This is a genomic window from Allosphingosinicella sp. (assembly GCF_036387215.1).
Classification (GTDB): Bacteria; Pseudomonadota; Alphaproteobacteria; order Sphingomonadales; family Sphingomonadaceae; genus Allosphingosinicella.
This window is the reverse complement of record NZ_DASVUE010000020.1, coordinates 1-19,217: the sequence shown is the minus strand read 5'-3', so window position 1 is coordinate 19,217 and position 19,217 is coordinate 1. Positions and strand designations below refer to the sequence as shown.

Annotated in this window: 20 protein-coding genes; 13 read left to right on the top strand and 7 right to left on the bottom strand. The window is 66.4% G+C overall.

Annotated elements, in window-relative coordinates:
• A partial coding sequence (locus tag VF662_RS00815) for a hypothetical protein (protein WP_464136553.1) occupies positions 1–235 on the top strand: 235 nt, incomplete at its 5' end.
• A 66-nt stretch (positions 236–301) separates the two neighbouring features.
• Positions 302–1,561 carry a metal-dependent hydrolase family protein gene (locus VF662_RS00810; RefSeq protein WP_464136550.1) on the top strand — a complete coding sequence of 420 codons (1,260 nt, stop codon included), beginning with the start codon at positions 302–304 and terminating at the stop codon, positions 1,559–1,561.
• A 4-nt stretch (positions 1,562–1,565) separates the two neighbouring features.
• Here VF662_RS00810 and VF662_RS00805 read toward each other — a convergent pair whose 3' ends face one another.
• On the bottom strand, positions 1,566–2,009 hold the full coding sequence (locus VF662_RS00805) for a CBS domain-containing protein (RefSeq protein WP_464136548.1): 444 nt from the start codon (positions 2,007–2,009) through the stop codon (positions 1,566–1,568).
• Between the two features lie 184 nt (positions 2,010–2,193).
• On the opposite strand from VF662_RS00805, the gene VF662_RS00800 reads away from it, so the two are divergent.
• The 4 genes from VF662_RS00800 to VF662_RS00785 all read left to right on the top strand — a co-directional run bounded on the left by VF662_RS00800 (position 2,194) and on the right by VF662_RS00785 (position 4,479).
• Positions 2,194–2,580 (top strand): response regulator, encoded by a 387-nt coding sequence (locus VF662_RS00800; RefSeq protein ID WP_464136544.1) that lies wholly within the window; start codon positions 2,194–2,196, stop codon positions 2,578–2,580.
• Positions 2,577–3,404, top strand: coding sequence for an EAL domain-containing protein (locus tag VF662_RS00795; protein WP_464136542.1), 828 nt, complete (start codon positions 2,577–2,579; stop codon positions 3,402–3,404). Before VF662_RS00800 ends, VF662_RS00795 begins: the two co-directional genes overlap by 4 nt.
• Positions 3,405–3,503: 99 nt before the next feature.
• The gene (locus VF662_RS00790; RefSeq protein WP_464136540.1) at positions 3,504–3,932 is read left to right on the top strand and encodes a DoxX family protein; all 429 of its coding nucleotides are present in this window, start codon (positions 3,504–3,506) and stop codon (positions 3,930–3,932) included.
• The gene (locus VF662_RS00785) at positions 3,925–4,479 is read left to right on the top strand and encodes an NADPH-dependent FMN reductase (protein ID WP_464136538.1); all 555 of its coding nucleotides are present in this window, start codon (positions 3,925–3,927) and stop codon (positions 4,477–4,479) included. Before VF662_RS00790 ends, VF662_RS00785 begins: the two co-directional genes overlap by 8 nt.
• On the opposite strand, the gene dcd is transcribed toward VF662_RS00785, so the two are convergent.
• Both dcd and VF662_RS00775 read right to left on the bottom strand, forming a co-directional pair.
• Positions 4,469–5,023: a dCTP deaminase gene (dcd, locus tag VF662_RS00780; RefSeq protein ID WP_464136535.1), complete on the bottom strand. Its 555-nt coding sequence runs from the start codon at positions 5,021–5,023 to the stop codon at positions 4,469–4,471. The genes VF662_RS00785 and dcd overlap by 11 nt on opposite strands.
• A 27-nt stretch (positions 5,024–5,050) precedes the next feature.
• Positions 5,051–5,515 (bottom strand): UPF0262 family protein, encoded by a 465-nt coding sequence (locus VF662_RS00775; RefSeq protein ID WP_464136532.1) that lies wholly within the window; start codon positions 5,513–5,515, stop codon positions 5,051–5,053.
• A gap of 93 nt (positions 5,516–5,608) precedes the next feature.
• Between VF662_RS00775 and VF662_RS00770 the strand changes: the two genes are divergently transcribed.
• Entirely contained in the window at positions 5,609–7,120 is a 1,512-nt protein-coding gene (locus VF662_RS00770; RefSeq protein WP_464136528.1) for a replicative DNA helicase, read from the top strand.
• 182 nt (positions 7,121–7,302) lie between these two features.
• Here VF662_RS00770 and astD read toward each other — a convergent pair whose 3' ends face one another.
• Together astD and VF662_RS00760 are read right to left on the bottom strand one after the other, a co-directional pair.
• Complete coding sequence (gene astD, locus VF662_RS00765) at positions 7,303–8,739, bottom strand: succinylglutamate-semialdehyde dehydrogenase (protein ID WP_464136525.1); 1,437 nt, start codon at positions 8,737–8,739, stop codon at positions 7,303–7,305.
• 48 nt (positions 8,740–8,787) lie between these two features.
• Complete coding sequence (locus tag VF662_RS00760; protein ID WP_464136522.1) at positions 8,788–10,194, bottom strand: protein adenylyltransferase SelO family protein; 1,407 nt, start codon at positions 10,192–10,194, stop codon at positions 8,788–8,790.
• 35 nt (positions 10,195–10,229) lie between these two features.
• Here VF662_RS00760 and VF662_RS00755 point away from each other — a divergent pair, with 35 nt between their 5' ends.
• Complete coding sequence (locus tag VF662_RS00755; protein WP_464136519.1) at positions 10,230–11,093, top strand: alpha/beta fold hydrolase; 864 nt, start codon at positions 10,230–10,232, stop codon at positions 11,091–11,093.
• On the opposite strand, the gene VF662_RS00750 is transcribed toward VF662_RS00755, so the two are convergent.
• A complete protein-coding gene (locus tag VF662_RS00750; RefSeq protein ID WP_464136516.1) occupies positions 11,090–13,132 on the bottom strand; it encodes an ATP-binding protein in 2,043 nt (680 codons plus the stop codon). The genes VF662_RS00755 and VF662_RS00750 overlap by 4 nt on opposite strands.
• The gene (locus VF662_RS00745) at positions 13,129–14,625 is read right to left on the bottom strand and encodes an ATPase domain-containing protein (RefSeq protein ID WP_464136513.1); all 1,497 of its coding nucleotides are present in this window, start codon (positions 14,623–14,625) and stop codon (positions 13,129–13,131) included. The genes VF662_RS00750 and VF662_RS00745 overlap by 4 nt, the downstream gene beginning before the upstream one ends.
• A 124-nt stretch (positions 14,626–14,749) precedes the next feature.
• Here VF662_RS00745 and VF662_RS00740 point away from each other — a divergent pair, with 124 nt between their 5' ends.
• The 5 genes from VF662_RS00740 to VF662_RS00720 form a co-directional block, all read left to right on the top strand.
• Positions 14,750–15,889 carry a glycosyltransferase gene (locus VF662_RS00740; protein ID WP_464136509.1) on the top strand — a complete coding sequence of 380 codons (1,140 nt, stop codon included), beginning with the start codon at positions 14,750–14,752 and terminating at the stop codon, positions 15,887–15,889.
• Positions 15,890–15,949: 60 nt separating this feature from the next.
• Entirely contained in the window at positions 15,950–17,356 is a 1,407-nt protein-coding gene (locus tag VF662_RS00735) for an NAD(P)H-dependent flavin oxidoreductase (RefSeq protein ID WP_464136555.1), read from the top strand.
• 102 nt (positions 17,357–17,458) lie between these two features.
• Positions 17,459–17,941: an SH3 domain-containing protein gene (locus tag VF662_RS00730; RefSeq protein WP_464136505.1), complete on the top strand. Its 483-nt coding sequence runs from the start codon at positions 17,459–17,461 to the stop codon at positions 17,939–17,941.
• Between the two features lie 167 nt (positions 17,942–18,108).
• Positions 18,109–18,843 carry a trehalose-phosphatase gene (otsB, locus tag VF662_RS00725; protein ID WP_464136502.1) on the top strand — a complete coding sequence of 245 codons (735 nt, stop codon included), beginning with the start codon at positions 18,109–18,111 and terminating at the stop codon, positions 18,841–18,843.
• The coding region (locus VF662_RS00720; protein ID WP_464136500.1) for a trehalase-like domain-containing protein at positions 18,840–19,217 on the top strand (378 nt) is incomplete at its 3' end. The genes otsB and VF662_RS00720, both read left to right, overlap by 4 nt.

Here is a 19,217-nt window from a genome sequence, read left to right as displayed (position 1 = left end):
TCTTGACGCACAAGTGGTTGCAGCAGGTGGCGTGCCAATGCCGTTGTTCTTGAAGTCCCTCGGCTATTTCGTTTCCATCATCAGCGTGATCCTGCTGGGCACGGTCGCCTGGAAGAGCGCTTCTGAGGATTCCACTCTGCTCGCCTGCCTCATCGGCGGGATGATCACCTCGGTGATTGGAATGGGCCTTCGCTGGGCCTCCTTCTATGTGAAGGACCAGCGCGAAGGCAGCTGATCCTCCGCTTCGCGAGTGCCGCATCGCCTGCTATCGCTCGGAAGAACCGAACGACAATGGTGACCGATGCGCATTCTCACGCTGCTCCTGATGCTGCTCGCCTTCTCCGCTCCCGCCGCCGCCCAGGAGCAGCGTGTGCTGCTGCTTCGCCCCGCGCGGGTGTTTGACGGAGTGGATCCCCGCCCGCACCAGGGCTGGTCCGTGCTCGTGCGGGGCGACCGCATCGAGGCGGCAGGGCCGCAGCTGGCGGTGCCTGCGGGCGCGCGGGTGATCGAGCTTCCGAACACCACCTTGCTGCCGGGCCTGATCGAGGGCCACTCGCACCTCTTCCTCCACCCTTATAACGAGACCAGCTGGGACGATCAGGTGCTGAAGGAGCCGCTGTCGCTCCGCACCGCGCGGGCCGTGAACCACGCCCGCGCCACCCTGATGGCCGGCTTCACCACCGTCCGCGACCTCGGCACCGAGGGGGCAAGCTATGCCGATGCCGGCCTCAGGCAGGCGATCGACCAGGGGATCATCCCCGGCCCCAGAATGCTCGTCGCGACTCGGGCGCTGGTGGCGACGGGCGCCTACGGGCCGAAGCTCGGAGACCCCACATTCGCCGCGCTCGGCGCCGAGGAAGCGGACGGACCCGGTCTGGTTGCGGCCGCGCGTCGCCAGATGGGCGCGGGAGCGGACGTGGTGAAGCTCTACGGCGACTATCGCTGGCGCGCCGGCGAGCCGAGCCGCGCGACCTTCAGCCAGGAGGAGATCCGGGCCGTCGTCGAAGCCGCGCATGCCGCCGGCCGCACCGTCGCTGTCCATGCAAGTACCCCCGAAGGCATGCGCCGCGCGATCCTCGCCGGGGTCGACACGATCGAGCATGGCGATGCCGGCACGCCCGAAATCTTCCGGCTGATGAAGGAGCGTGGCGTTGCATTTTGCCCGACGCTCGCCGCCGGCCATTCGATCGCGCGCTACCGGGGCTGGAACGGCCAGGCGCCGGAGCCGGCCGGGATCACCGAGAAGCGCGCAAGCTTCGCCGCCGCCCTCGCGGCCAAGGTGCCGATGTGCATGGGCGGCGATGTCGGTGTCTATACGCACGGCGACAATGCGCGCGAAATGGAGCTGATGGTCGCCTACGGAATGCGTCCCGCCGACGTGCTGATCGCCGCCACGTCGGCCAACGCCCGCTTCTTCCGCCTTCAGGAGAAGCTGGGCGCGATCAGGCCCGGCCTTCTTGCCGATCTCGTCGCCGTCGAGGGCGATCCGACCGCGGACATCTCCGCCCTTCGCGCCGTAAGGCTGGTGGTGAAGGGCGGAGAGGTCGTCCGGGAGCGCTGAAGGCTCAGCTGTCTTCGGACTGGTTGTGCTCGCCGCCCGGCTCGGTGACGCCGGCGACGGCGACGCCCGCGGCTTCGCCCTCATTGGCCTGGACGAGGTCGCCGATCGAGACCATCCCGACCAACGTTTCGCCCTCGCGGCTAAGGATCGGCATCCGGCGCACCTGCGCGTCGCTCATCTGGGTCGCGACCTCGTCCACGTCCTGGTCGTCCCAGGCGAACAGCAGTTTCTCGCTCATCACTTCGCGCACCGGAGTCTCCGGCCCGCGTCCTTCGGCGACCGCGCGCACGGTGATGTCGCGGTCGGTGACCATCCCGATCAGCCGCTGGCCGTCGGCAACGGGCAGGGCGCCCGTATCGGCGTCGAGCATCCGGCGGGCGGCCTCCTGGATCGGCTGCTCGAGGGTGACGACTTCCGGATTCGGTGTCATGATTTCGGCGATCTTCATTTTCGTGCTCCTGGAATGGCTCGGGGTAAACTGCGGCGTGCTGAGAACGGTTGAGCGGAGCCGCCGTTCCTGCCAGTGCGGGCGAAACGGACATGCGCCCGAGCGAAGGCCGCAGGCGTTCAGTCTTTACCGATTCTAAGCGTGGGGCCGGCTACTGAAACGCCGCCGGTCTGCCGGGAGAATGATGCTGCGCCAGCTGCTGCTGATCGACGATGAACCCGCTTTCGGCCGCTTCATCGCGCATGCCGCCGAGGTCGGCGGCTATTCGGCGCATATCACTCTCAGCCCCGAGCCGTTCATGCAGAAGTATAGGGAGCTTCGGCCGGACGCGGTCGCGGTCGACCTTGCAATGCCGCAGATGGACGGGGTCGAGCTGCTCCGTTTCCTTGCCGAGGAAAATTGCGCTGCTCCGGTGATCATCGTCAGCGGCTTCGATCGCCGCGTGCTCGAATCCTCGATGCGGCTCGGGACCGCGCTCGGCCTCAACATGGTCGGCCCGGTCGAGAAGCCGGTGCGGCTGCAGGATTTCCTCGATCTGCTCGGCAGCCTCGAAAGGCCGAGCGCGGCATGACTCCGCTCACCGACAGCGAAAACGAACTTGCAACCGCGCTCCAGCTTGCGGTTGAGCGGGGCGAGCTAAGCCTCCTCTACCAGCCCAAGATCGCGTTCGGGAGCGGCAGCGTCGTCGGCGTCGAGGCGCTGACCCGCTGGCACCATCCGACATCCGGGCCCATCGATCCCTCCACCTTCATCCCGCTGGCGGAGCGCGCCGGAATCATTGATTCGCTTACCGATTGGGTGCTCGGCACCGCACTTGGGCAATGGGTTTCGTGGCGGGATCAGGGCGTGACGATGAACGTCGCCGTCAACATCTCCGCGCTGACACTCAGGGACGTCGACTTCCCGGATGCGCTCCAGCGCCGCTGCCAGGTCGAGGGCGTGCCGCCGGAGCAGGTGACCGTCGAGCTCACCGAGGGCGCGACCCAGCATGTCGTCCGGCTGCTCGATACGCTCACCCGCTTCCGCCTCAAGGGCTTCAGCGTCGCACTCGACGATTTCGGGACCGGCTATTCCTCGCTCCTGCAGCTTCGCCAGCTGCCTTTCACCGAGCTCAAGATCGATCAATGCTTCGTCGAGGATCTGGCGACGGCGGTGGAATCGCGCCTGATCGTGAAATCGGTGATCGATCTCGCCCACGCCCTCGGCCTCATAGCGGTCGCCGAGGGCGTCGAATCGCTCGAAGCGCTGGAGCTGCTCGCCGGCATGGGCTGCGATCAGGTGCAGGGTTATTTCATCGCCCGGCCGATGCAGGGCCACGAGCTCGTGCCGTGGATGCTGCAGACGTCCGAGCGCTGGCGCGACTATCGGGGCGGCGGCGAGCGGAAAGCCTCCTAGTCGCCGTTGCTGATTTTGCAACGGCGCATTGTACGTGTGGCGTCTTATGGAACGGCTGCAAAAGTGGCATCTGTCTCCTGCACAACAAGGGGAGCTGACATGACCTACCCACTTTCGCGCTTCCAGCCGCACCTGCTTGCAGCGCTTCGGATCGTCGCCGGCCTGCTGTTCCTGACGCACGGCCTCGTGAAGCTGTTCGGCTTCCCCGAAGGCGCGCCCCCGGGCCCGGTGCCGCTTGCAAGCCTCATGGGCGTCGGAGCGGTGATCGAACTCGTCACTGGAACGCTGATGGTGCTTGGGCTTTTCACCCGTTCCGCGGCCTTCCTGGCCTCGGGGCAGATGGCGGTCGCCTACTGGATGTTCCACGCGCCGGGCGGTTTCCACCCGATCCTCAACCAAGGGGAGCTGGCGATCCTCTACAGCTTCGTTTTCCTCTATGTCGCCGCGGCCGGGCCGGGCGCGCTGAGCCTCGACGGCGCACGCTCGGCTGCGGCGGACACGCGCAAGCAGGAGCCCGCCCATGCCTAAGGATATCGCCGTCGTCGTCGGGAGCCTCCGCAAGGGCTCGCTCAACCGCCTGACCGCGCAGGCGCTCGCGAAGCTCGCGCCGGAAAGCCTCAGGCTCGAGATCGTCGAGATCGGCCAGCTCCCGCTCTACGACCAGGATCTGGACGAGGACCCGCCGCAGAGCTGGATCGCCTTCCGCGAGCGCATCCGCCGCGCTGACGGAGTGCTGTTCGTGACCCCGGAGTATAACCGCTCCGTTCCGTCCGCGCTCAAGAACGCGATCGACGTCGGCTCCCGCCCCTACGGCCACAGCGCCTGGAGCGGCAAGCCCGCCGCGATCGTCAGCGTCTCGCCCGGCGCCCTCGGCGCCTTCGGAGCCAACCACCACCTCCGCCAGTCGCTCGTCTTCCTCGACATGCCGGTGCTCCAGCAGCCCGAAGCCTATCTCGGCGGGGCCGGCGGTTTTTTCGACGAAGGTGGCGAACTCAAGAACGAAGGCACCAAAGCCTTCCTGACCACCTTCATCAACGCCTACGCCGCCTGGGTGGAGAAGGTCCTCACAGCTTAGGAAGCGTCACGCCGCGTTGGCCCATATACTTGCCGGCGCGGTCGGCGTAGCTCGTCTCGCAGGGCTCGTTGCCTTGGAGGAACAGGAACTGGCAGGCGCCTTCGTTGGCGTAGACCTTGGCGGGGAGGGGGGTAGTGTTCGAGAATTCGAGCGTCACATGGCCTTCCCACCCGGGCTCCAGCGGCGTCACGTTCACGATGATGCCGCACCTGGCATAAGTCGATTTGCCGAGGCAGATGACGAGCACGTCGCGCGGGACCCGGAAATATTCAACAGTATGGGCCAGCGCGAAGCTGTTCGGCGGGATGATGCAGACGTCCGTATTGCGGTCGACGAAGCTGTTGGCGGTGAAATTCTTCGGGTCGACGATGGCATTGTCGACATTGGTGAAGATCTTGAAGTCGGGCGCCACACGGGCGTCGTATCCGTAGCTCGACAGGCCGTAGCTGATCGTCCCGTCGCGCCGCTGGCCGTCCTCGAACGGCTCGATCATGCCGTTTTCGAGCGCCTGAGCGCGAATCCACTTGTCCGACATGATGCTCATAAAGTCTCGGGACCCTTCAATCGCCTGCTACTTGATGTGGAGGACGCATACCAAGGTGAACAGCCTTCGCGCGGTGTCGAAATCCAGCTCCACCTTGCCCGCGAAGCACTCCTTCAGAAGCTCCGCCGCCTCGTTGTGGATGCCACGGCGCGCCATGTCGACCGCTTCGATCCGGTGCGGAGTGTCCGATCGGAGCGCTTTGTAATAGCTGTCGCAGATCGCGAAATAATCCCGGATCAGCCTCCGGAAGCGGGCAAGGCCGAGACGGATCGTGTCGAGCGGTGCGCCGGCTTCGTCCATGAGGTCGATGGCGAGGCGGTTGTCTTCCACCCGAAGCAGAACCCGGAAGGGCCCCTCATGCCCCGCCGGATCGAAGCTGTTGCCTTCGAGTAGATCGAAGATGGCGATCTTCTTCTCCTGCTCGACATCGTCGTTTCGGCGGATGATCGTCCGCTCGTCGAGCTCTATGCCGATGATGCGCTGGTCAGCCACGGCAGCCTGTTAGCCGCTAGATTTTCGCTTATCCACAACAGTTCCACAGACTTGATGGCTTGAGCCTGAGCCCGCAAAGGAGGAGAAGGGGCCATGGCCGACATCATCAGACTTGCCGACGCGCAGCCCATCGAGGCGCCCTCACTCCCGCAGAACGTGGAGGCCGAGGCGGCGCTGCTCGGCGCCTTGATGATCGACAACCGCTTGGCCGAGGATATCCAGCTGAAGCTTCGGCCGGACCATTTCTTCGAGCCGCTCCACGCGCGCATCTACGAGAACATCCTGAAGCTGGTCGACCGGAACATGATCGCCTCGCCGGTCACGCTCCGGCCGCTGTTCGAGCAGGACGAGGAGATGAAGGAGCTCGGCGGCCCTTCCTATCTCGCCCAGCTGACCGGAAGCGGCGCCGCGATCATCGGCGCACGCGACTTTGCGGACCAGATTTACGAGCTTGCTCTTCTCCGCGCGCTGATCGGCGTCGGCCGCGAAATGGTCGAGAACGCCCTCGACACCAGCGAAGACGTCGATCCCAAGGGGCAGATCGAAAGCGCCGAGGCCGCACTCTACCGGGTTGCGGAGGAAGGCGGCGGGGAAGGCTCGGTGAAGACTTTCGCCCAGGCCACCCGGATGGCCGTGCAGATGGCGGAAAAGGCGCTCAATACGGGCGGCGGTCTTTCCGGAGTGACGACCGGCCTCGACAGCGTCAACGCCAAGACCGGCGGCCTCCATCATTCCGATCTTCTGATCCTCGCCGGCCGTCCCGGCATGGGCAAGACTTCGCTTGCGACCAACATCGCCTTCAACGCGGCCCAGCGGTACGTGCGCGACATCGAGGACGGCATCGCGCCCGAGAAGTCGGCCGGTGCGGCAGTCGCCTTCTTCAGCCTCGAAATGTCTTCCGACCAGCTTGCGACCCGCATCCTTTCCGAGCAGTCAGGCATCAGCTCGGAAAACCTGCGCATGGGCAAGATCAGCCAGCAGGATTTCCGCAACCTCGCTCGCGCCGCGGCCGAGCTGGAGAGCCTGCCGCTCTATATCGACGATACGCCGGGCCTCACCATCGCCGCGCTTCGCACCCGCGCACGGCGTCTCAAGCGGCAGAAGGGGATTGGCTTCATCGTCATCGACTATCTGCAGCTGCTCCAGGGCAGCGGCAAGGCCAGCGACGGCAACCGCGTTCAGGAAATCTCGGAGATCAGCCGCGGCCTCAAGACCTTGGCCAAGGAGCTCAACGTGCCAGTGCTTGCGCTCTCGCAGCTCAGCCGCGCCGTCGAGCAGCGCGAGGACAAGCGCCCGCAGCTCTCCGACCTTCGCGAATCCGGCTCGATCGAGCAGGACGCCGACATCGTGCTCTTCGTCTACCGCGAGGAATATTACGTCCAGTCGCGCGAGCCGAAGCGGCCGATGGAGGGCGACGACGCCAAAATCTTCGAGGCGCACGACCAGTGGGCGCGCGACATGGAGCGGGTGTACGGCCTTTCGGAACTGATCATCGCCAAGCAGCGCCACGGCGCGACGGGCAAGGTCAAGCTCAAGTTCGAGAGCAAGATCACCAAGTTTTCCGACTATATCGAGGAGGGCTACCTCCCCGAAGCACGAGGCTGATCCGGCCCGCGACCGACGGGCAAGCGGCCGAAGTTCACACTCGGTTCACGCCCAAACACTGGCCCCGGCGTGAGCGAAATCGTCGCCTTTGTCGGCTTTCGCTGTTTTCGAACGGTTCAAAGAGCCCGGCCGGGACGTCACCGAAAAGGAACATAGCATGAACGCAAGGCTGTAGGAAAGCCTCAACCTTCCAGATTGTTCGCAGCGTAGGGATCCCTGAGGCCGATGCCGATCGACGCGCGTGCCGTCTCCGCCTCCGAGCTGGTGACCGGATAGGCGCAATAATCGGCGGCATAATAGGCGCTCGGGCGGTGGTTGCCGCTGAGGCCGACGCCGCCGAAGGGTGCGTTGGAGGGCGCTCCGTTGGTGGGCTTGTTCCAGTTGACGACGCCGGCGCGTACGTTCGACCAGAATCGGTCGTAGAGCTGCGGGCTGCCGCCCACCAGCGAAGCGGCGAGGCCGTAGCGAGTGTTGTTCGCCTCGATCAGCGCGGCATCGAAATCCGGCACTCGGATCACCTGAAGCACCGGGCCGAACAGCTCGGCGTCGGGGCGGCTCTGAACGCCCGTCACGTCGATCACCGCCGGCGTCAGGAACGGCTTGGTTTCATCCGGCCGATCAAGGTGCTTCAGCGGCCTGCCGCCCTTGATCATCAGGTCCAGGAAGGCCTCCTGGAGCTGGTCGGCGGCTTCATTGTCGATCACCGGGCCCATGAACGGGGCAGGGGCGGCGTGCGGGTGGTCGACGATCAGGCGCTCGGCGATCTTGCCGATATTGGCGACCAGCTCCTCATGCGCTCCGTCCTGCACGATCAGCCGCCGTGCGGCCGTGCAGCGCTGGCCGGCGCTGAGGAAAGCCGACTGGACCGCGATGACGGCCGCCGCATAGGCATCGGGCGCGTCCCACACGACGAGCGGGTTGTTGCCGCCGAGCTCGAGCGCCAGGATCTTCTCGGGAGTGTCGGCAAACTGGCGGTGGAGCGAAAGCCCGGCGCGGGCCGATCCGGTGAAGAGCAGGCCGTCTATGCCGGGATGCCCCGCCAGCGCCTTCCCCGTCTCCGGGCCGCCGATCACGCAACGCACCACGCCTTCGGGCACACCCGCTTCATGGAAGCGCTGGACGAGATATTCGCCCACCGCCGGCGTCTTCTCGGACGGCTTGAACACCACTGCATTGCCGGCGATCAGCGCCGGCACGATGTGGCCGTTGGGGAGGTGCGCCGGGAAATTGTAGGGCCCGAGCACCGCGAGCACGCCGTGCGGCTTGTGCCGCACCGCGACCTTGGCACCGAGCGAGCCTTCCAGCCGCCGCTGCGACGTGCGCTCTGCATAGGCCGAGACCGAGATGTCGACCTTGTTGACGACGGCGTCGACCTCCGTCTGGGATTCCCAGAGCGGCTTACCGGTCTCGCGCGCGATCAGGTCGGCGAATTCATCCTTCTTGCCCCGGACGACGTTGGCGAAGCGGCGGAGCGCCTCGACGCGGACCGTCAGCGGACGCGAGGCCCAGCCGGCCCAGGCTTCCCGGGCGGCTGCAACCTCCTGTTCGACATCGCCGGTCTCGCCCGTCCAGAGGGTCGCGCCGGTCGCCGGTTCGATCGAGGTGACGGTTGCTGCCATTTCGCTCCTGCTTGTTCGGGAAGCACCAGCATTTTTTGCGGCGCGCGGTCAAGCGCCGCCCTGCATCGCCTCGCCCATACGGCGGATCGCACCGACCTTGGCGTAGAGGGCGCTCCAGTCGTCCTCCTGGTCGATGCGCGACCAGATCGCCTCCACCTCCTCGATGTGCATCGAGACCGGTGCCTCGTCGGACCAGTAAGGATGAGCGAGTGAACCGGCGGGCTCGTAGGTTTCGATCACCTCTCGGAAACTGCCGAACTCGCCGGCCTCATACTGAATGTCGGCTGGAGAGGCTCCCCGACGCCGGCCGCCGCGCCAGTCGAAGAAGAAGCGGTCGATCGTCACCGTCTTGGCCGCAAGCGCGGTTTCGATGGCGACGAGGAGGGCGTTGTCCGCTTCGTCCTCACCCGCCGGGACGACGCCGAGACGGGCGCAAATGGCATTCCGGAGCGCGTGCTGGAATTCGGGGCGGAACAGCTCCAGCTGCGGCTCCAGCGCTTCCGGCGTCGAGATGAGCAGCAGCGAACGGGCAAGCTGAAGCACGTCCCAATGGATCGCCTCGGGCTGGCGGGCGAAGGCGTAGAGGCCGGCATGGTCGAAATAAGCGGCGGTGAAGGCGCCGTCCCAATAAGGCGTCCAGCGCCAGGGGCCGTAGTCGAAGCTCTCGGCCGTGATCGCGATATTGTCGCTGTTGAGGACGCCGTGGACGAAGCCGGCCGCGATGTAGGAGGCCGCGAGCCGGGCTGCTGCCCGCGTGACATGGCCGAGCAGGCGCTCAGCCGCATCCTCGCCCCCGCCTTCGCCGTAATAATGTTGGAGGCAATATTCGGTGAGGGTGCGGATGTTCCCGGCCTCCCCGAAATAGGCCAGCCGCTGGAAGGTGCCGATGCGGATGTGGCTGTGCTGGAGGCGCACGAGCACGGCCGAACGGGTGGGGGAGGGCTCGTCGTTCCGCTGCAGCGCTTCCCCCGTCTCGATGAGCGAGAAGGTCTTCGATGTCTCGACCCCCAGCGCCTCCAGCATCTCCGTCGCCAGAACCTCGCGCATTCCGCCCTTCAGCGTCAGCCGTCCGTCGCCAAAGCGGCTGTAAGGGGTCTGGCCCGAGCCCTTGGTGCCGAGGTCCAGCAACCGCCCGCGATCGTCGCGAAGCTGCGCGAACAGGAAGCCGCGGCCGTCGCCGATCTCGGGATTGTAGGAGCGGAATTGATGGCCATGGTAGCGGAGCGCCAGCGGCTGCGGGAGATTGTCCGGCAGCGGCTGGAAACGGCCGAAATGCCGAAGCCATTCATCTTGGCCAAGCCCCTCCAGGCCGACCGCCGGGGACCAGCGATCGTTCCTGAAACGGAGAATCGTCTGCGGGAAATCGGCGGCCTGAACCGGATCGTAGAAGTCGCCGCCCAGAGAAAGGATCGCAGTTTCAGGGCGATAGGGGCTGGGTTGCGGGAGGTGCGTCATGCGGTGATATGGAGCCTGTGTTGATGGGGGCTGGAATGGCGTCTTGGTCGGATTGCTACTGGAACTCGAACGATGGGCTCCGGCTGCATTATCGGGACTATGCCGGTAGCGATGCGCGCCCGCCGATCATCTGCATCCCGGGCCTCACTCGTAACGCGCGCGACTTCGAAGGGGTTGCGGAGCGGCTTCAAGGCGAGTGGCGGGTGATCTGCGTCGATCTGCGGGGCCGCGGCGAAAGCGCTCACTCCAAGGATCCGATGACCTATGTTCCGCGCACCTATCTCGAGGATATCGAGAAGCTGCTGGAGGAGCTGGAGCTTCGCCGCTTCGTCCTGTTCGGCACCTCGCTTGGCGGCCTTATCACCATGCTGCTCGCGGCGCGAGACAGCAGCCGGCTGGCGGGCGCGCTGATCAACGACATCGGACCGGTGGTTGAAACCCGCGGCATCGACCATATCCGCTCCTATGTCGGCCGCTCCCAAAGCTGGCCGACCTGGCTTCATGCCGCGCGCGCGCTGACGGAGCCGAACCGGGACCGATACCCGGACTGGAAGCTGGACGACTGGCTGGTCTTCGCCAAGCGCGTCTGCCGGCTCAGCCCCTCCGGCCGGGTTCTGCTCGACTACGACATGCGGATTGCGGAGCCCTTCAAGGCGGCGACGGTGGACACCGGATCGGACTTGTGGACTGCCTTCGAGGCTCTTCGCGGAGTACCCTCGCTGGTGCTGCGCGGCGAGCTTTCCGACCTCCTTAGTGCAGAGACGGTAGCGGAGATGGAGAAGCGGAACCCTGACCTTGAAAGCGTCGTGGTGCCCCGGGTCGGCCATGCGCCGACGCTGGACGAGCCCGCAGCGATCGCGGCGATGGACCGGCTGCTAGCAAGGGTGCGGCCGGCCTAAGGCTGGTGAGACGCCGTGCGGCGTAGCGGGATCACGTTTGCGCCGGCACATGTGGCCGCGGCGAGGATCGTGGCCAGATCGGACTGCCGAAACGGCTTGGCGAGGCGCGGAAGCTCGGGGGCGGCATCGGTGAGGTCCGTATAGCCCGTCACCAGCACGATCGGCAGCTCCGGACGCAGCTCCCGCACCCGCCGTGAAAGCTCGCCGCCGTCCATGCGCGGCATCATGTAATCGGTGAGCATCAGATCGATGGAATCGTCGGCGGCGAACAGGTCGAGCGCCTCCTGGCCCCCGGCGGCCTCGATCGGCTCGTGTCCGAGATCGCGGAGCATCTCCGCGGTGCCGGTGCGAACCAGCTCCTCGTCGTCGACCAACAAGATCTTGAGCGGCCTCGAGGGAGCGATGGCCTGATCGGAGTGGTGAGCGGCCGCAGCCGCCGATTCAGGGGCGAGCGGGAGCCACAGATCCGCGCGCGTACCTTCGCCGGGGACACTCGAAAGTTCGAAGCCGCCGCCGAGCTGGGCGGCAAGGCCGTGGATCATGGAAAGCCCGAGGCCGGTGCCCTTGCCAATGCCCTTGGTCGAGAAGAAGGGCTCGATGGCGCGGCGGAGGGTCTCGGCGTCCATTCCCACCCCGGTGTCGATCACCGACAGCTTCAGATAGAGGCCGGGCTTCAGCTTCGGAGCGTCGCGCGGGCCAACTGCCGCGGCGTCGAGCGCGATCGTGAGCCGGCCGCCCCGCGGCATCGCGTCGCGCGCATTGACGCAGAGGTTGAGGATCGCGAGCTCCAGCTGGTTCGCATCGGCAAGCGCAGGCGGGAGATCGGCGCCGCGCGAGATGCGGAGCTCGATTGCGGGGCCGATCGAGCTTCCGATCAGGTCGCGCATCCCCTCGACCAGCTCCGCGAGGTCGACCGCCGTCGTCTGGAGCGCCTGCCTGCGCGCGAATCCGAGCAGGCGCTGAACGAGTATCTTGGCGCGCTCCGCCGATTGCAGTGCGCCGGCGATCAGCCTGGCCTGGCGCGGATCGGCGTCGGCATAGCGCCGCTGGAGGAGGTCGAGGGTGCCGGTGATGGGGGTCAGGAGGTTGTTGAAGTCGTGGGCGACGCCGCCGGTCAGCTGCCCCAGGGTTTCGAGCTTCTGCGCCTCGTGAAGCTGCGCGAGCGCCGCCTCCCGCTCCGCCGTGCGCTCCTCCACGCGGCGTTCCAGGTCGCTGGCGCGCTCCTCGAGCGCCGCTTCCGCTTCGCGCTGCGCAGTGATGTCGGTGTTGGTGCCGAACCAGCGGATGATGGTTCCTTCGGCATTGCGCAGCGGCTGGATGCGGGTGAGGAAGGGCCTGAAGCTGCCGTCCGCCCCCCGCAGCGGGAACACCATCTCGAAGGGCGCTCCCGTGTCGATCGACTTCCGCCACTCCCTCAGCACCTCGGGCAGGTGCTGCGGATCGTGGACGGACTGCCAGCCCCAGCCCTCCATGTCCGCGGGGACGGTGCCGGTGTAATCGTACCAGCGCTGGTTGTACCAGAAGATGTGGCCGTCGGCTTGAGCGATCCAGCAGAGCGTCGGGATCGAATCGGCCAGCGTGCGCAGCTGCCGCTCACTTTCATGGAGCGCTTCGAGCCGCGCGCGTGCTTCATATTGCCTCCGCCGTCCGCGAAGGGCGGACCGGGCGACGCTGACGAGGGTCGTCGGATGGAACGGCCGCTCAAGAAAGGTGACGTTGCCGAGCACGTCGAGATAGCGGCCGGCGGCCGGGTTCTGCTCCAGTCCGCCGCCCCGGCTGGTTAGGAGCACGAACGGCATGTCCGACCATTCGGGCTGGCTCCCGATCCAGTCGGAGAGGCCGTGAAGGTCAGCGGTTCGGAGCGCCTCCTCGGTTGTGACCACGAAGCCGGCGCCCGCTTCAAGCTCCGCTCGGACTTCTTGAAGCGAGTTGCAGATGTGCGCCTGAACCCCGATCTCCGCGAGCATCGCCTTCGCAACCGCCGCATCCCGGCCCAGCGGGGCGAGGATCAAGGCGCGCTCGGAGAGGTGAGGGATCATTCCGTGCCGGATGCCAGCAACTCGGCGGGATCGCCAACCAGCTCGGGAATGCCGCGCAGGACGCCCTGGAAATTGTGAAGCGGCCGGCCGAGCGTTATGCCTTCCCGGCCGACCCGATACTCGCGGATCGTATCCTCATGCGGCCCGGTCCGCTTCTTCACGACCGACATGGCCCGGCGGACGCGGCCGACCGCCTCGAAGTAGCGCAGGAGCACCACCGTGTCGGCAAGGTAAGTGACGTCGACCGGCGCCTTCATGTCTCCGACAAGCCCGTGCTGGGCGACCGTGAGGAAAGTCGCGACGCCCTGGCGGTTCAGATATTGGAGGAGTTCGTGCATGTGGAGGACGAGCGCCTGCTCCTCGGGCATCGCCGCCTGGAAGCCGTTGAGGCTGTCGATCACGACGGTGCGGGCGCCCTTCTTCTCGACGCAGGCGCGGACCCGTTCCGAGAATTCTCCCGGAGTCAGTTCGGCGGCGTCGATCTGCTCGACGACGAGATCGCCGCGCTCGACCATGCTCGCGAGATCGAAGCCGACGCCTTGGGCGCGTTCGAACAGCAGGCCCAATTCCTCGTCGAAGATGAACATTGCCGCCTGCTCGCCCCGCTCGATTGCCGCGACCGCGAAAGTCAGCATCAGCAGCGACTTGCCCGTCCCGGCCGGGCCGAGCACGAGCGTGCTCGATCCGCGGTCGATGCCGCCGCCGAGCAAGGCATCGAGGTCGAGATTGCCGCTGCTCACCGTCTCGCGCGTGAAGCGGGTCCGGTGCTCGGCCGATACGAGGCGCGGGAAGACCCGCATCCCGCCGGTTTCAAGGACGAGGTCGTGATAGCCGCCGCGGAACTGCTGGCCCCGATATTTGATGACCCGAAGCCGCCGCCGCTCGGCGCCGTAGCTCGGCGCAAGCTCCTCCAGGCGAACGACGCCGTGGGCGATGCTGTGCACCGTCTTGTCGTTGGCCTCGGTCGTGAGATCGTCGAGCATCAGAACGGTTGCGCCCGACTGCGAGAAATAATGCTTCAGGGCGAGGATCTGCCGGCGGTAGCGGAGCGAGCTTTGCGCGAGCAGGCGGATTTCCGAGAGGCTGTCGAGCACGATCCGCCGGGGCTGCACGCGCATGATCACTTCGAAGATGCGCTTGGTGGTCTCGCCAAGTTCAAGGTCGGACGAATAAAGCAGGCTCTGCTGCTGCTCCGCGTCGAGCAGGCTTTCAGGGGGAACGAGTTCGTAAATCTGGATGAGTTCGCCGAGGGTCCAGCCGTGCGACGCGGCGCCTTCGCGCAATTCCTCCTCATTTTCGGAAAGTGTAATGTAGAGGCCGCGTTCGCCCCGCGCTTCGCCATCCATCAGGAACTGGGTGGCGATCGTGGTCTTGCCCGTGCCGGGCGCACCTTCGAGGAGGAAGACGCGGCCGCGCGACAATCCTCCCGCCATGATGTCGTCCAGCCCGGCAACGCCGGTGGCCGCCTTCCGCGGACTCTCGCCTTCGTTCACGCGCTCACCTCATCTTCCAACGCGCCCTCCTATCAAGCCTCCCAGGCCCATGCCACATCGGAAGCCGCCCAGCGGCCACGATCCGGCCGCTTCCGAAGCATTGGATGCTGCGCCATAAGGGCGCATGCCGGTCCGCATTCTCCACGCCCATTCGACCTTCGCCCTGGGCGGGAAAGAGGCGCGGGCAGTTCGTCTCATGAACGCATTCGGAGATTCGGCCGAGCATGTCGTCCTGAGCGGAATGCCGGACCAGCTGTCGGCGCGGGAAGCGCTCGATCGGCAGGTGAAGGTCTCGTTCCCGACGGACGCGCCGTCGCTCACCGGGCGACCCGGCCTTCCCCGGCTGTTCCGGCTGTCGCGCTATATGCGCGGTTTCGATCTCGTGCTCACCTACAATTGGGGCGCGTTCGATGCAGTGATGGCGAAATATCTGTTCCGCGGCCCTCCTCTCGTTCACCACGAGGACGGGTTCAACCAGGACGAGGCGGCGGAGCTGAAGCGTGGCCGCAACCTCTACCGGCGGCTCGGCCTCTCGGCAGCGCACAAACTGGTTGTCCCCTCGCACGTGCTCGAGAAGATCGCGCGGACCGCCTGGGCGCAGCCGGCGGAGCGGGTTGAGCGGATCCCCAACGGCATACCCGTCGGCCGGTTCGCGTCCGCGCCTGCTGAGGATGCCATTCCCGGGCTTCAGCACCATCCGGCGGAATTGGTGATCGGAACCGTCGCCGGCCTCCGCCCGGTCAAGAACCTGCCCCGGCTGGTGCGTGCCTTCGCGGGTATGCGGGAGAAGGAGGCGCGGCTCGTGATCGTCGGGCAGGGGCCCGAAAGCGAGGCGATCATGTCGGAGGCGCGGCGGCTCGGCGTTGCGCAGCGCGTGCACCTTCCCGGCTTCTTGCCCGATCCGGCGCGCTATATCGGGCTGTTCGACATCTTCGCACTGTCGTCGAACAGCGAGCAATTCCCGATCTCCCTCGTCGAAGCCATGGCGGCGGGGCTTCCCGCCGTCGCGACCGCGGTCGGCGACATCCCCTCGATCGTCGCGGAGGACAATCGCCCGCTGATCGTCGATCCGGAAGACGAGGCGGCGTTCACCGCCGCGCTCGACACGCTCGCCGACCGGAAGGACCTCCGCCGAAGCATCGGCCGCGCGAACCGCGAGCGGGCCGCGGCCGACTATGACGAGCGGGGAATGATCGCCCGCTACGCCCACCTCTACGGTGAAGCCATCGGGGCGCCTCGTGCGTTCACCGAGGTCGCCGCCTGATCTTTTGCGATTAAGCGGAGGCGGCACTATAGCCCCGCCCAAGCTTCCATGGGAGGAATGATGTTCAAGGGTGTCCAGCCGATCCGATATGCGGGCCGCGAAGTGTGGCCGCTGGTCGAAGGCGGCAAAGGCGTTTCCGCGACCAATCATGCGAGCTCCGGCGCCTGGGCGGCCGCGGGCGGCATCGGCACCGTCTCGGCGGTTAATGCGGACAGCTACGATCCCGAAGGCAAGATCATCCCCCAGATCTATCATGCGCTCACCCGCCGGGACCGGCATGAGGAGCTGATCAACTACGCCATCGAGGGTGCGACGGAGCAGGTCCGCCGCGCCTACGAGATGGCCGACGGCAAGGGCGCCATCAACATCAACGTCCTCTGGGAAATGGGCGGCGCCCAGCGCATCCTTCACGGAGTCCTCGAGCGCACCCGCGGAATGGTCGCCGGCGTCACCTGCGGCGCGGGCATGCCTTACAAACTGTCCGAGATCGCCGCGTCCTACGGCGTCAACTATCTCCCGATCATCAGCTCGGCGCGCGCCTTTTCCGCGCTCTGGAAGCGGGCTTATTCGAAAGCCGCGGAATGGCTCGGGGCGGTGGTCTACGAGGATCCCTGGCTCGCCGGCGGCCATAACGGCCTCTCCAATGCCGAGGACCCGCTGCAGCCGCAGGACCCCTATCCCCGCGTCAAGGCTCTCCGCGACACGATGCGGCAGGGCGGCATCTCCGACGACGTGCCGATCGTGATGGCGGGCGGCGTCTGGAACCTCAAGGAATGGAACGACTGGATCGACAATCCCGAACTCGGCCAGATCGTCTTCCAGTTCGGCACCCGGCCGTTGCTCACGAAGGAGAGCCCGATCCCCGAGGATTGGAAGCAGCGCCTGATGACCCTGGAGGAAGGCGACGTCCTCCTCCACCGCTTCTCGCCGACCGGCTTTTATTCCTCGGCGGTGCGCAACCCGTTCCTCCGCAACCTCGAAGCGCGCTCGCACCGGCAGATCGCATTCACGAAGGAGGAACTGGGCGATCATTGCTTCCAGCTCGACGTCGGCGTGGCCGGCAAGAAGAATTACTGGGTGACGCGCGGCGACCTGCTCCACGCCCGCGAATGGTATGCGCAAGGCTATACCGAAGCGCTGAAGACCCCGGACGAGACTCTCGTCTTCGTCACTCCTGAAGAGAAGACGATCATCCGGAAGGACCAGGCTGATTGCATGGGCTGCCTTTCGCAATGCGCCTTCTCGTCCTGGGCGGACAACGAGAAGAATTCGACCGGACGGCTCGCCGATCCCAGGAGCTTCTGCATCCAGAAGACGCTTCAGGACATCGCCCATGGCGGGCCTGTCGAGGAGAACCTCATGTTCGCCGGCCACGCCGCCTTCCGCTTCAAGAAGGACCCCTTCTATTCGAACGGCTTCGTGCCGACCGTGAAGCAGCTTGTGGACCGGATCCTCACCGGCGACTGACCCTCGATTGTCCCGAAACCGGACCCGCTTCGTTATCGCTGTTGAAGCGGCGGGCGGGCCTCGCCTAGAGGCGGAAAAAGGAACGGAGAGAAGGCAGATATGATGCGGCGTGTCCTTGCTTTTGCGATCGTGATCCTCGCCTCGGCATTGTCGCCGTCGGCGGACGCGCAGGAGCAGCGGAAGACGCCCTACTGGGCGTCCATCTCGGCCTCGGAAGCGCTGATGCGGACCGGCCCGGGCAAGACCTACCCCGCCAAGTGGCTCTACCGGCGCGCCGATCTGCCGATCAAGGTGCTCGAAGTCTATCCGAGCTGGCGGAAGGTGCAGGATCCTGACGGCGAGACCGGCTGGATGCTGGTCAACCTCCTCAGCGACACCCGCACCGCGCTGGTGACAGGCAACGAGCCGCGGCCCATGCATGAAGCGCCGAACACGAGCTCGCGGATCCGCTACCTCGCGCAGCCCGGAGTGGTCGGCCGCCTCTCCGAATGCGCAGGCGAATGGTGCGCGCTCGATGTCGGCGGCCGCCGCGGCTACATCAGCCGAGACCATTTCTACGGCACCGATGCCGGAGAGAGCTTCTAGCCTTCCCCCCGTTCGTCCCGAGCGAAGTCGAGGGGCCCTGCCGAGCGCAGTCGAGGCCTTCTCTCGGCTTCGCTCGATCGGGTGTCTCGACTTCGCTCGACACGAACGGCCTCTGAAGCAGATCAATCGTATCTTGAGATTCCGCGCCTCCCTTGCCAACGGGAGCCATGGCCGATGAGACACCGCCGCACTCGATCCTCGACGGAGCGGCGCTTTTCCTCGATTTCGACGGGACGCTCGTAGAGCTTGCAGAGGCGCCGGACGCGATCAGCGTGTCGCCTGCGGTCGCGCCTTTGCTCGCAGGGCTGAGCCGTCGTCTCGACGGGCGGCTGGCGCTGGTCAGCGGCCGCGCGATCGCAGACCTTGAACGCCACCTTGAATGCTCCGGCCTCGCAGTCTCCGGTTCGCACGGCCTCGAGCTTCGCCTCCGCGACGGCAGCCACATCCCGCTCGCCGCCCGCTACGACCTAACGGAGGCTCGGGTGCGAGTCCGGCAGCTTGCCGACGAAGCGCCGGGGCTGCTCGTCGAGGACAAGCCCTTCGGGGTCGCGCTTCACTATCGCCAGGCTCCTGCCGAGGAGGCTCGGGTGATGGAGGCGATGCGCGCCCTTGCCTCTTCCACAGGGCTTGCGCTTCAGGAGGGCAAGATGGTGGCCGAAATCAGGCCGCCCGGAGCCGACAAGGGCGATGCCGTTCGCGCCTTCATGTCGGAACCGGACTTTGCCGGTGCGCGTCCCTTGTTCGTGGGCGACGATCTGACGGACGAGCATGCATTCGAAGCCGCCGCGGCGATGGGAGGGGCGGGGATCCTCGTGGGACCCGCGCGCGACACTGCCGCGCGGTGGCGTTTGCCGGACGTGCCCTCCGTGATCCGCTGGCTTGGCGAGGCGGCCGAGCAGTGAGCGACCTCAATCTGTGGCCGATCGGCAATTGCCAGGTGAGCGCGCTGATCGATCAGGAGGCGCGCTTCGCCTGGGCGTGCGCCCCGGGCGTGGACGGCGATCCGCTCTTCTGCTCGCTGCTCGATCCGAAGGAGGGGGAGGCGCGCGGCGAGTGGCGCATTTCACTCGAGAAGCAGGTGAGCTGCGAGCAGAGCTACCTGCGCAACACGCCGATCCTGGTATCCCGCCTCACGGATGCCGACGGAGGCGTCGCCGATGTGTACGACTTCTGCCCGCGCTTCGAGCGGACCGGCCGCGTCTACCGCCCGGTGGCCTTCGTCCGCATCGTTCGGCCGATCAGCGGCGCGCCCCGGATCCGTGTCTCGCTCAATCCG

What these genes read in the sequence shown, in the direction of transcription:
- VF662_RS00805 (WP_464136548.1), bottom strand. Translation starts at nt 2,009, where the DNA reads ATGAAGATCGCCGAAATCATGACACCGAATCCGGAAGTCGTCACCCTC.
- VF662_RS00790 (WP_464136540.1), top strand. Translation starts at nt 3,504, where the DNA reads ATGACCTACCCACTTTCGCGCTTCCAGCCGCACCTGCTTGCAGCGCTT.
- VF662_RS00795 (WP_464136542.1), top strand. Translation starts at nt 2,577, where the DNA reads ATGACTCCGCTCACCGACAGCGAAAACGAACTTGCAACCGCGCTCCAG.
- VF662_RS00785 (WP_464136538.1), top strand. Translation starts at nt 3,925, where the DNA reads ATGCCTAAGGATATCGCCGTCGTCGTCGGGAGCCTCCGCAAGGGCTCG.
- astD (WP_464136525.1), bottom strand. Translation starts at nt 8,739, where the DNA reads ATGGCAGCAACCGTCACCTCGATCGAACCGGCGACCGGCGCGACCCTC.
- dcd (WP_464136535.1), bottom strand. Translation starts at nt 5,023, where the DNA reads ATGAGCATCATGTCGGACAAGTGGATTCGCGCTCAGGCGCTCGAAAAC.
- VF662_RS00755 (WP_464136519.1), top strand. Translation starts at nt 10,230, where the DNA reads ATGGCGTCTTGGTCGGATTGCTACTGGAACTCGAACGATGGGCTCCGG.
- VF662_RS00750 (WP_464136516.1), bottom strand. Translation starts at nt 13,132, where the DNA reads ATGATCCCTCACCTCTCCGAGCGCGCCTTGATCCTCGCCCCGCTGGGC.
- VF662_RS00770 (WP_464136528.1), top strand. Translation starts at nt 5,609, where the DNA reads ATGGCCGACATCATCAGACTTGCCGACGCGCAGCCCATCGAGGCGCCC.
- VF662_RS00800 (WP_464136544.1), top strand. Translation starts at nt 2,194, where the DNA reads ATGCTGCGCCAGCTGCTGCTGATCGACGATGAACCCGCTTTCGGCCGC.
- VF662_RS00740 (WP_464136509.1), top strand. Translation starts at nt 14,750, where the DNA reads ATGCCGGTCCGCATTCTCCACGCCCATTCGACCTTCGCCCTGGGCGGG.
- VF662_RS00760 (WP_464136522.1), bottom strand. Translation starts at nt 10,194, where the DNA reads ATGACGCACCTCCCGCAACCCAGCCCCTATCGCCCTGAAACTGCGATC.
- otsB (WP_464136502.1), top strand. Translation starts at nt 18,109, where the DNA reads ATGGCCGATGAGACACCGCCGCACTCGATCCTCGACGGAGCGGCGCTT.
- VF662_RS00735 (WP_464136555.1), top strand. Translation starts at nt 15,950, where the DNA reads ATGTTCAAGGGTGTCCAGCCGATCCGATATGCGGGCCGCGAAGTGTGG.
- VF662_RS00810 (WP_464136550.1), top strand. Translation starts at nt 302, where the DNA reads ATGCGCATTCTCACGCTGCTCCTGATGCTGCTCGCCTTCTCCGCTCCC.
- VF662_RS00730 (WP_464136505.1), top strand. Translation starts at nt 17,459, where the DNA reads ATGCGGCGTGTCCTTGCTTTTGCGATCGTGATCCTCGCCTCGGCATTG.